Source organism: Campylobacter concisus (assembly GCF_902460675.1).
Classification (GTDB): domain Bacteria; phylum Campylobacterota; class Campylobacteria; order Campylobacterales; family Campylobacteraceae; genus Campylobacter_A; species Campylobacter_A concisus_AJ.
Window position 1 is genome coordinate 658,059 of the sequence record NZ_CABPUQ010000001.1, and the last position, 8,813, is coordinate 666,871.

An 8,813-nucleotide genomic window follows, 5' to 3' on the forward strand; every position below is an offset into this window, starting at 1 on the left:
GTGTAGAGAGAGAATTTCTAGGCAAAGCTGCCTAGAAATTTGAATAATTATAGTTTGCTTTCGTTGTGTGAAAGGTAGTCAGCAACACCTTCAGTGCTTGGTTTCATACCAGAATCACCTTTGTGCCAGCCAGCTGGGCAAACTTCGCCGTGCTCATTTGTAAATAACATAGTATCTACCATTCTGATCATCTCGTCGATGTTTCTGCCAAGTGGTAGGTCGTTTATAACTGCGTGGCGAACTGTGCCATCTTTGTCAAGTAGGAATGATCCGCGAAGTGCTACGCCAGCGTCTTCTAGAAGTACGTCAAAGCCACGAGCGATTGATTTTGTCATGTCAGCTACGATTGGGAAGCGAACTTTGCCGATACCACCTTTATTTACTGGAGTCTCTTTCCATGCAAAGTGTGAGAACTGGTTGTCGCAAGAAACTGCGATAACTTCGATACCGCGTGACTTGAACTCGTCGTATCTTTTATCAAACGCGATGATCTCGCTTGGGCAAACAAATGTAAAGTCCATTGGGTAGAAGAACACAACAGCGCCCTTTTCGCCGATGTTTTTGTAAAGGTTGAAATCATTTACAATTTGATTGTTTCCTAAAACTGCTGCAGCTGTAAAGTCAGGTGCTTTTTTTGTTACTAACATTTTTTCTCCTTAATAATAAATTTTATTGATTGCGAAATTATATCCATAAAAATTTAAATTCTAATTAAATAGATCTGAAAATTTAAAACATTGTAATTTTAATATGCATTTGAAAATGAATGGAAATTTTTTTAAAATTTATAGAGGGTGTTGTAGAAATTTTATTAAATTTAGAGTTTTGGGTGCAAAAGCGGTTAATTACAGATCGCTAAAATTTTTTCCGCCAAATTTTAGTATCGCTGAACCCCAAGTAAAGCCACCACCAAATGCATCAAGAAGTAAAACTGAACCATTTTTAATGCGTCCATCCTCGTAAGCATCATTTATCGCCATCGGGATCGAAGCAGAGCTTGTGTTGCCGTATTTTGCAACCGTCAAAACGCACTGCTCGTCGGTGAAATTTAACCTATTTTTTACAGCGTCTATTATCCTGATATTTGCTTGATGAGGTATAAAAAAGTCGATATCTTCGCTTTGCATTTTGTTTGCGTGTAAAATTTCTATCACGCTTTTGCTAAGCGTTTGAACCGCTATCTTAAAGACCTCATTTCCACTCATGTGGATGAAATTTAGCCTATTTTTTAGCGTCTCATCGCTAGCTGGAAATGCACTACCACATCCCGGAGTTATCAAAAGCTCAGCCTGTCTGCCATCACTTGCGGTGTGAATGTCGATGATCTCGTTTTCTTCGCTAGCACTTATCACAGCAGCGCCAGCTCCGTCGCCAAAAAGTATGCATGTGCTTCTATCTGTGTAGTCGATTATCGAGCTTAGTTTTTCAGCTCCTATGATCAAGACATTTTTCTTAACGCCACTTACGATAAGAGAATTTGCAAGCTCTAAAAGATAGATAAATCCCGTGCAAGCTGCACTTATATCAAAAGCTGTAATGCCAAAATTTAATCCTAAATTTGAAGCTATCTTGCATGCAGTTGAAGGCATGCAAAGATGATCTGGAGATATTGTAGCGCAGATTACCGCATCGATTTGTGATTTTTCAAGCCCTGAGCGTTTTATAGCTAGCTCAGCAGCTTTTGTGCCAAGATCGCTTGTTATCTCAGTCGTTGCGATATGTCTTTGCTCTATACCGGTTCGCTTCACTATCCACTCATCGCTCGTATCAACCATTTTTTCAAAATCAAAATTTGTTAAAATTTTTTCTGGGACATATGACGCAATGGAGATCAATGAAGCTTTTGGCATATTTTACCTTGCAAAGTGTGAAAGTTCTTCTTCTATAACTTTATTTATATTCGAGTTAGCAAATTTAATTGCTTGAAAGATTGCATTTTTTATAGCTTTTGAGTTGCTTTTGCCGTGGCTTATGATGACGCAGCCATTTACGCCAAGAAGCGGAGCACCGCCATACTCATCGTAGCTAACCTGTTTTTTTAGGGTTTTAAAGACTTTTCTCATGAGCACTGATCCAGCCATAGCAAGAGGTGATTTTTTAACTTGTTTTTTGATGATCTTGCCTATGGCGTCAGCGACACCTTCACTCGTTTTTAATAGGATATTTCCCATAAAACCGTCGCAAACCATGACATCAATGCTGCCATCAAAAATTTGATTGCCCTCTGCATTACCAACGAAGCTATCAAGCCTAGAAACTAGTTTAAAGGCCTCTTTGCTGACTTCATTGCCTTTGCTCTCTTCTTCGCCGTTTGACAAAAGACCCACTTTTGGCTCTTTTCTGCCTAAAATTTCTTTTGCATAGGCTTCGCCCATTATGGCAAATTGAAACAAGTGTTCGCTTCTGCAATCAACATTTGCACCAACGTCCAAAACCAAAGTAGCTGTCTCTTTTGAATTAGGCATAAGCGTAGCGATTGCTGGACGAGATACATTTTTTAATCTACCAACTCTTAACGTAGCTAAACTCATAGTAGCACCGCTGTGACCAGCAGAAACGACAGCATCGACTTCTTTTTCTTTTAAAAGCTCAACAGCTTTGTAGATCGTGCTATCTTTTCTTTTTAGTGCGTCTGTGGCTCCGTCTGACATCGAGATGACTTCCGTAGCTTCTATAAATTCTATATTTTTTAAATAGGGTTGTGGGATGAGTGGTTTTATGGCATTGCTATCGCCAACTAATACAGCTTTAAATTCTGCCTCTTTCAGTGCTTCGATAACGCCAGATATTATAGGCTCTGCACCAAAATCACCACCCATAGCATCAATAGCAATGCGAATCATATTTTAGTATTCACCTGTTGTTTTGTTTATGCGGTGAGGCATTTTCCAAGAACCATCTTTGTCTTTTACAGGCACTGGAAGTGTAACTTTGTAATGTGTTCTACGTTTTGCTGCACGAGAATGACTCACTCTACGCTTTGGTACTGCCATTTTACTCTCCTTTATAAATTTTTACATTTTTCACAATAAAAATAATCGCTCTTAAAAGCTTCTATTTCACTTTCAAAAACTTCTTTTAAATCAATATTGCCATCAAAAAATTCAACCGTATCGCTAAGCTCGTTTTCTCTGTCTTTATAGACACCATCGCTTAAATTTAGCTCTACGTCTTGATCGATAGGCAACATAAATTCATCACCGCATCGATCGCAAATATATTTTATCTCGCCCTTTATGGTGCCTTGACATTTTACCAAAAAAGGGTCTTTTCTTTTTAAAATTCCACTAAAAACTAGATCATTGTTTCTTACTAGCTCAAAGTTTATCTCTTTGTTTGCTATTTTAGAAAACGGAATAATCAAATTTTAGTCCAAAATTAGCAAATTTCTCTTGAAGCAAAGAAGAAATTTATCTCATTTACAGCGTTTTCTAGGCTGTCGCTTCCGTGAACTGCATTTGCGTCAATGCTATCAGCAAAATCAGCTCTGATAGTGCCAGGAGCTGCTTCTTTTGGGTTAGTTGCACCCATTAGCTCGCGGTTTTTAGCAACTGCATTTTCGCCCTCTAAAACCATAACTACAACTGGTCCGCTTACCATAAATTCAACTAGATCGTTGAAGAAAGGTCTATCTTTATGAACTGCATAAAATGCTTTTGCATCGCATTTGCTAAGTTTGATTTTCTTTGCAGCTGCGATTCTTAAGCCGTTGCTTTCAAATCTATCTATAATCTTTCCAACAACATTTTTCTTAACAGCGTCAGGCTTAATAATAGAAAGTGTTCTTTGCATAAATTTTCCTTAAAATTTAGGTTATTTAAATGAAGTTGGCAATTATATCAAATAAAGCTTAAAAATAAAATAGGCTCAAATTTGAGCCTAAATTTTGTAAATTTATTGGATAACTGGAGTGCTGCCAGTGCGAGCGTCAGCACCGATTTGATCACGTGAAGGTTGTCCTGCTACTACAGCATCCCAAACGATGCAGCCATCAGTTGGACAGGCAGATGCACAGGCTGGCTCATCGTTGTAGCCTACGCACTCAACGCATTTGTTTGAATAAACATAGTATGTATCTGCTCCAGTTGGGTTGTCGCTATCATCTACAATAGCTGAAACTGGGCACTCATCGATGCATGAACCACAGCTTATGCATATATCGGTTATTTTTACAGACATTTTTTCTCCTTAAATAAAATTTTGGCGTAGAATATCAAAAAAAACTGAAAATGATATAAATATACTCTTAAATTTTCATAGCACACTCAATTTCTCTAAACTACTTTATAAAGTTTTTATAACTTTTAGACTAAATTTACAGATTAAAATTTTAAAAAGGTCGTATAAATTTAATGAATGATACTATAAAAATAACTGGTGCAAGAGAGCACAATCTTAAAAATTTAAACCTTGAAATTCCTAAAAATAAATTAGTAGTTTTTACCGGTCTTAGCGGTAGTGGTAAAAGCACGCTAGCCTTTGACACGCTCTATGCCGAAGGGCAGCGCAGATACATGGAGAGCCTTAGTAGCTACGCTAGGCAGTTTTTAGACCGCGTGGGTAAGCCTGATGTTGATAAGATCGAGGGCCTAACGCCTGCTATCGCGATCGATCAAAAGACAACTTCAAAAAACCCTCGCTCAACGGTTGGCACGATCACTGAAATTTATGATTATCTAAGGCTTTTATACGCAAGGGTTGGCGTGCAGCACTGCCATAAATGCGGCAAACCTATCTCAAAAATGAGTGCAAGTGATATCATAAATGAAATTTCAAAGCTCCCACTTGGCGCAAAAGTGATCATCTATGCACCGCTAGTGCGTGAGAAAAAGGGCACATGGGCGGATCTGATCGAAAATTTACGTCAAAAAGGCTTTGTAAGGGCGCAGATAGATGGCGTGGTGGTGAGGCTTGATGAGGAGATCGAGCTTGCAAAAACGAAAAAACATACGATAAAGGTCATCGTTGATAGGATCGCCATCGATGAGCAAAATCACGAGCGCCTTGCAAGTGACGTCGAAAAGGCGCTAAATGAGAGCTTTGGCGAGGTCGAGATAGAGATCGCAAACGCTGACGAGCTTGGCTTAAAAGAGAGTTTTATACATTATAGCGAGCATATGGCTTGTTTTGACTGCAAAATTTCATTTACGCCGCTTGAGCCGCTAAGCTTTAGCTTTAACTCGCCAAAGGGCGCTTGCGAGCACTGCGACGGACTTGGTATAAGATATAGCCTAGATATGAGCAAGATCATCGACGAGGAAAAGTTGATAGAAAACGGTGCTATCAAGCTACTTTACGGCTACAATATGAGCTATTACTATAAATTTTTGCTTGCCTTTTGTGAGCAAAACGGCATCGATATCAAAAAGCCATATTATGAGCTTAGCGAAGATGAAAAAAGGCTCGTTTTATATGGCAACGTCAAGGATGTTGAGTTCTTTTGGAAGCGAAATAAACTGCTTAGAAAATTTGACGGAGTAGTTAAAATTTCACACGGGCTCTTGAAGGATTATAAGGACTTTGACGAGTATATGAGCGAGAAAATTTGTGACGCTTGTAATGGCCACAGACTAAAGCCTCAAAGCTTAGCGGTCAAGGTCGCTGGCCTTGGACTTGGTGAAATTTTAGATATGAGCATAGAAAACTGCACCGCTTTTTTCTCAAATGAGAAAAATTTTGCCTATCTTAGCGACTACGACAAGGCGATCGCGAAGCCTATCTTAAAAGAGATCAACGAAAGGCTTTTCTTTTTGTATGACGTGGGACTTGGCTACTTGTCGCTTGGGCGTGATGCTAGGACGATCAGCGGTGGCGAGGCGCAGCGTATAAGGATCGCAAGCCAGATAGGAAGTGGGCTAAGTGGCGTCATGTACGTGCTTGATGAGCCAAGTATCGGCCTTCACGAGCGAGATACGTTAAAACTCATAAAAACACTTAGAAATTTGCAAGCCAAAGGCAACTCCGTGATCGTCGTCGAGCATGATAAAAAGACGATAGAGGAGGCTGACTATATCGTAGATATCGGCCCTGGAGCTGGTAAATTTGGTGGTAGCGTGGTCTTTGCAGGCACGGCAAAAGAGCTTTTAAGCTCAGACACTCAGACTGCACAATACATAAATGGTAAGAAAAGGATCGACTATCAAAAAAATAGAAAAGCTGAGAAGTGGCTTGAAATTTCAAATGTAAATATCAACAACATCTCAAATTTAACCGCTAAATTTCCACTTAGAAATTTAGTTGGCATCACTGGTGTCTCAGGATCTGGCAAGAGCTCGCTAGTGCTTCAGACCTTGCTCCCAGAGGCGCAGGAGCAGCTAAATAGAGCTAAAAAAGTGAAAAAGATAGCTGGGGTAAATTTAAACGGACTTGAGAATTTGGACAAGGTGATCTATCTTGATCAAAGCCCGATAGGCCGCACACCACGCTCAAATCCAGCGACATACACTGGTGTGATGGATGAGATAAGAAATTTGTTTGCGCAGACTAAAGAGGCCAAGCTTAGAGGCTATAAAATAGGGCGCTTTAGCTTTAACGTCAAGGGTGGGCGCTGCGAGAAGTGCCAAGGTGAGGGAGAGATTACGATCGAGATGCACTTTTTGCCTGATATCAACGTGGTTTGTGACGTTTGTAATGGCGCTAGATATAACGCTCAGACCTTGGAAATTTTATACAAAGGCAAAAATATCGCCGAGGTGCTGAATATGAGCATAGATGAGGCGGTTGAGTTCTTTAAGGCTGTGCCAAAGATCGCTTCAAAGCTCACCACACTGCAAGACGTGGGGCTTGGCTACATCACGCTTGGACAAAACGCAGTCACACTTAGTGGTGGCGAGGCGCAGCGCGTGAAGCTAGCAAAAGAGCTTAGTAGAAGCGACACTGGAAATACGCTTTACATCCTTGATGAACCAACGACGGGACTTCATTTTGCTGACGTCGATCGGTTGGTAAAAGTGCTAAATCACCTAGTCGATCTTGGAAATTCAGTCTTTGTGATCGAGCATAATATGGATGTCATCAAAAACTGCGACTATATCGTAGATATGGGGCCAGAAGGCGGCGCAAAAGGCGGTAAAGTAATAGCGTGCGGCAGTGTCAAAGATGTAGCTAAAAACTACAAAAAAACTGGCAGCTACACAGGGGAATTTCTAGCGCAAGAGCTTGAAGAGATGAAGAAAAAATAAGACCAGCTTTTATGCTAATATTATGAAAAAATTAAGGGATAAATTTTGAAAATATTGCTTTATAACGTGACAACTGCACTAAAAATTGGCGGTGTTGAGACATTTTACTACTCAGTAGCAAAGGAGCTTATCAAAGAACACGAGGTGACCATTTGTACTGGCAGAGGTAAATTTATACCAGCATTTTTAAAAGACAGTAGCATTGATCTAAAGATGTTTGGTTTTTGCCCTAGAGAAAAGGTCGTAAAAATAGGCAATAGATTTAGAAAATTTATTGAAAGAGTTAGTTTTTATTTTAATGCCAGAAAATTTTTAGAGTCTGAGAAATTCGATATTTTAGTTGTACATAAGCCATTTGATTTTTTTGTTGCATGGGCTTTAAAGAGGCGTGATAAGAATTTAAAAGCAGTATTTGTAAGCGGTGGCGAGGATTTTTACTTTTTTGATAAATTTTTTATCAAATTTATAGATAAGATCATTAGCGTTAGCGACGCAAATGCAGAGATTTTAAGAGAAAGATATGGCAGAGAGGTTAAAGTCGTTTATAATGGCGTAGATAAAGAGAAGTTTTATCCAGATGCATCACTAAAAGAGAAGACAAGAGAGAAATTTGGTGTAAAAAGTGATGAAATTTTAATAGGAAGCGTAGGTAGAGTAGTTGGATGGAAAGGCTTTGGCATGATGGTAAAAAATATAGACAAGATCAAAAACGCCAAATTTATGCTAGTTGGTGATGGAGAAAATTTACAAAGCCTAAAAGAGCTAGCTGCTAAGCTTAACTTGGAGCAAAAGGTTATTTTTGTTGGTGCTATCGGACATGATGAGCTAAATGAGTACTATAACGCTTGCGATGTCTACTTGCAACCAAGCATAGGCCATGAAGCTTTTGGTATAACCGTCATTGAGGCATTAGCCGCTAACAAGCCTTGCGTAGTTAGCTTAAACGGTGGCATGAAAGAGATCATAAAAGATGGAGTAAATGGGTATAAATTTAAAATTTCTGATGAAAGTGACATGATAGAAAAGATAAATTTAACGCTAGAAAATATAGAAAATTTAAGACCAAGAGAGAGTATAAAAGGCATGTATGAGTGGTCAAAATTTGCACAGGAGCTAGTTGAGGTATGAAAAAGGTAGCATATATTAGTAACTTTTACGCTATACCCCCACTAAAGGGTGCCGCTGTTCAGACCTGGACAAATGAAGTAGCAAAGAGACTTTGGTTCTGTGAGCCACACACTATTTGCATAGATGATGAATTTTTACCATTAAAAGAATATAGAGATGGTGTTTATCACCACAGAATTCGTCTTTCAAAAATTTATAAAAGAATTTTTCAAAAGATATTAGGCTGGGACGTCTATTCTTATAATGACAGAGTTTTTAATGAGGTAAAAAAATAAATCCTGATATTGTGCATTTTCAAAACTATCATAATGGTATAGAGAGCTTAGCAAGAAAGATAAAAACTTGGAATAAAGATATAAAAGTGATCCTTCACCTGCATAATTTTTATGATTTTAAAAATAAAAATTTTGATAAGCTTGATGCTGCCTATAAAAGCTACTATCCATTTGTAGTAAATGGCAAAAATTTCTTAGATGCAGCCTATGAGGTCGCTACAAGATATGG

General features: G+C 38.9%; 11 protein-coding genes. 4 read left to right on the forward strand and 7 right to left on the reverse strand.

Going from position 1 to position 8,813, the window contains the following annotated elements; genetic code table 11:
- Positions 1–47 precede the first annotated feature (47 nt).
- The 7 genes from F3G88_RS03190 to F3G88_RS03220 all read right to left on the reverse strand — a co-directional run bounded on the left by F3G88_RS03190 (position 48) and on the right by F3G88_RS03220 (position 4,179).
- Positions 48–647 (reverse strand): peroxiredoxin, encoded by a 600-nt coding sequence (locus tag F3G88_RS03190; protein WP_021086863.1) that lies wholly within the window; start codon positions 645–647, stop codon positions 48–50.
- A 198-nt stretch (positions 648–845) separates the two neighbouring features.
- Positions 846–1,850, reverse strand: a complete 1,005-nt coding sequence (locus tag F3G88_RS03195; RefSeq protein ID WP_149715341.1) for a beta-ketoacyl-ACP synthase III — start codon at positions 1,848–1,850, stop codon at positions 846–848.
- A 3-nt stretch (positions 1,851–1,853) separates the two neighbouring features.
- Positions 1,854–2,843 carry a phosphate acyltransferase PlsX gene (gene plsX / locus F3G88_RS03200; RefSeq protein WP_012001307.1) on the reverse strand — a complete coding sequence of 330 codons (990 nt, stop codon included), beginning with the start codon at positions 2,841–2,843 and terminating at the stop codon, positions 1,854–1,856.
- 3 nt (positions 2,844–2,846) lie between these two features.
- Positions 2,847–2,993 (reverse strand): 50S ribosomal protein L32, encoded by a 147-nt coding sequence (gene rpmF, locus F3G88_RS03205; protein WP_002942540.1) that lies wholly within the window; start codon positions 2,991–2,993, stop codon positions 2,847–2,849.
- 11 nt (positions 2,994–3,004) lie between these two features.
- Positions 3,005–3,364 (reverse strand): DUF177 domain-containing protein, encoded by a 360-nt coding sequence (locus F3G88_RS03210; RefSeq protein WP_021085995.1) that lies wholly within the window; start codon positions 3,362–3,364, stop codon positions 3,005–3,007.
- A 14-nt stretch (positions 3,365–3,378) separates the two neighbouring features.
- Positions 3,379–3,792, reverse strand: coding sequence for a nucleoside-diphosphate kinase (gene ndk / locus F3G88_RS03215; RefSeq protein WP_087584078.1), 414 nt, complete (start codon positions 3,790–3,792; stop codon positions 3,379–3,381).
- Between the two features lie 102 nt (positions 3,793–3,894).
- Positions 3,895–4,179 (reverse strand): NADH-quinone oxidoreductase subunit I, encoded by a 285-nt coding sequence (locus tag F3G88_RS03220; RefSeq protein ID WP_002942606.1) that lies wholly within the window; start codon positions 4,177–4,179, stop codon positions 3,895–3,897.
- Between the two features lie 173 nt (positions 4,180–4,352).
- On the opposite strand from F3G88_RS03220, the gene uvrA reads away from it, so the two are divergent.
- The 4 genes from uvrA to F3G88_RS10210 all read left to right on the forward strand — a co-directional run.
- Complete coding sequence (gene uvrA, locus F3G88_RS03225) at positions 4,353–7,181, forward strand: excinuclease ABC subunit UvrA (protein WP_149715342.1); 2,829 nt, start codon at positions 4,353–4,355, stop codon at positions 7,179–7,181.
- Between the two features lie 45 nt (positions 7,182–7,226).
- Positions 7,227–8,309, forward strand: coding sequence for a glycosyltransferase family 4 protein (locus tag F3G88_RS03230; protein WP_149715343.1), 1,083 nt, complete (start codon positions 7,227–7,229; stop codon positions 8,307–8,309).
- On the forward strand, positions 8,306–8,584 hold the full coding sequence (locus F3G88_RS03235) for a hypothetical protein (protein WP_149715344.1): 279 nt from the start codon (positions 8,306–8,308) through the stop codon (positions 8,582–8,584). The genes F3G88_RS03230 and F3G88_RS03235 overlap by 4 nt, the downstream gene beginning before the upstream one ends.
- 11 nt (positions 8,585–8,595) lie before the next feature.
- A partial coding sequence (locus F3G88_RS10210) for a hypothetical protein (RefSeq protein WP_188117456.1) occupies positions 8,596–8,813 on the forward strand: 218 nt, incomplete at its 3' end.

What these genes read in the sequence shown, in the direction of transcription:
- F3G88_RS03190 (WP_021086863.1), bottom strand. Translation starts at nt 647, where the DNA reads ATGTTAGTAACAAAAAAAGCACCTGACTTTACAGCTGCAGCAGTTTTA.
- F3G88_RS03195 (WP_149715341.1), bottom strand. Translation starts at nt 1,850, where the DNA reads ATGCCAAAAGCTTCATTGATCTCCATTGCGTCATATGTCCCAGAAAAA.
- plsX (WP_012001307.1), bottom strand. Translation starts at nt 2,843, where the DNA reads ATGATTCGCATTGCTATTGATGCTATGGGTGGTGATTTTGGTGCAGAG.
- rpmF (WP_002942540.1), bottom strand. Translation starts at nt 2,993, where the DNA reads ATGGCAGTACCAAAGCGTAGAGTGAGTCATTCTCGTGCAGCAAAACGT.
- ndk (WP_087584078.1), bottom strand. Translation starts at nt 3,792, where the DNA reads ATGCAAAGAACACTTTCTATTATTAAGCCTGACGCTGTTAAGAAAAAT.
- F3G88_RS03220 (WP_002942606.1), bottom strand. Translation starts at nt 4,179, where the DNA reads ATGTCTGTAAAAATAACCGATATATGCATAAGCTGTGGTTCATGCATC.
- uvrA (WP_149715342.1), top strand. Translation starts at nt 4,353, where the DNA reads ATGAATGATACTATAAAAATAACTGGTGCAAGAGAGCACAATCTTAAA.
- F3G88_RS03235 (WP_149715344.1), top strand. Translation starts at nt 8,306, where the DNA reads ATGAAAAAGGTAGCATATATTAGTAACTTTTACGCTATACCCCCACTA.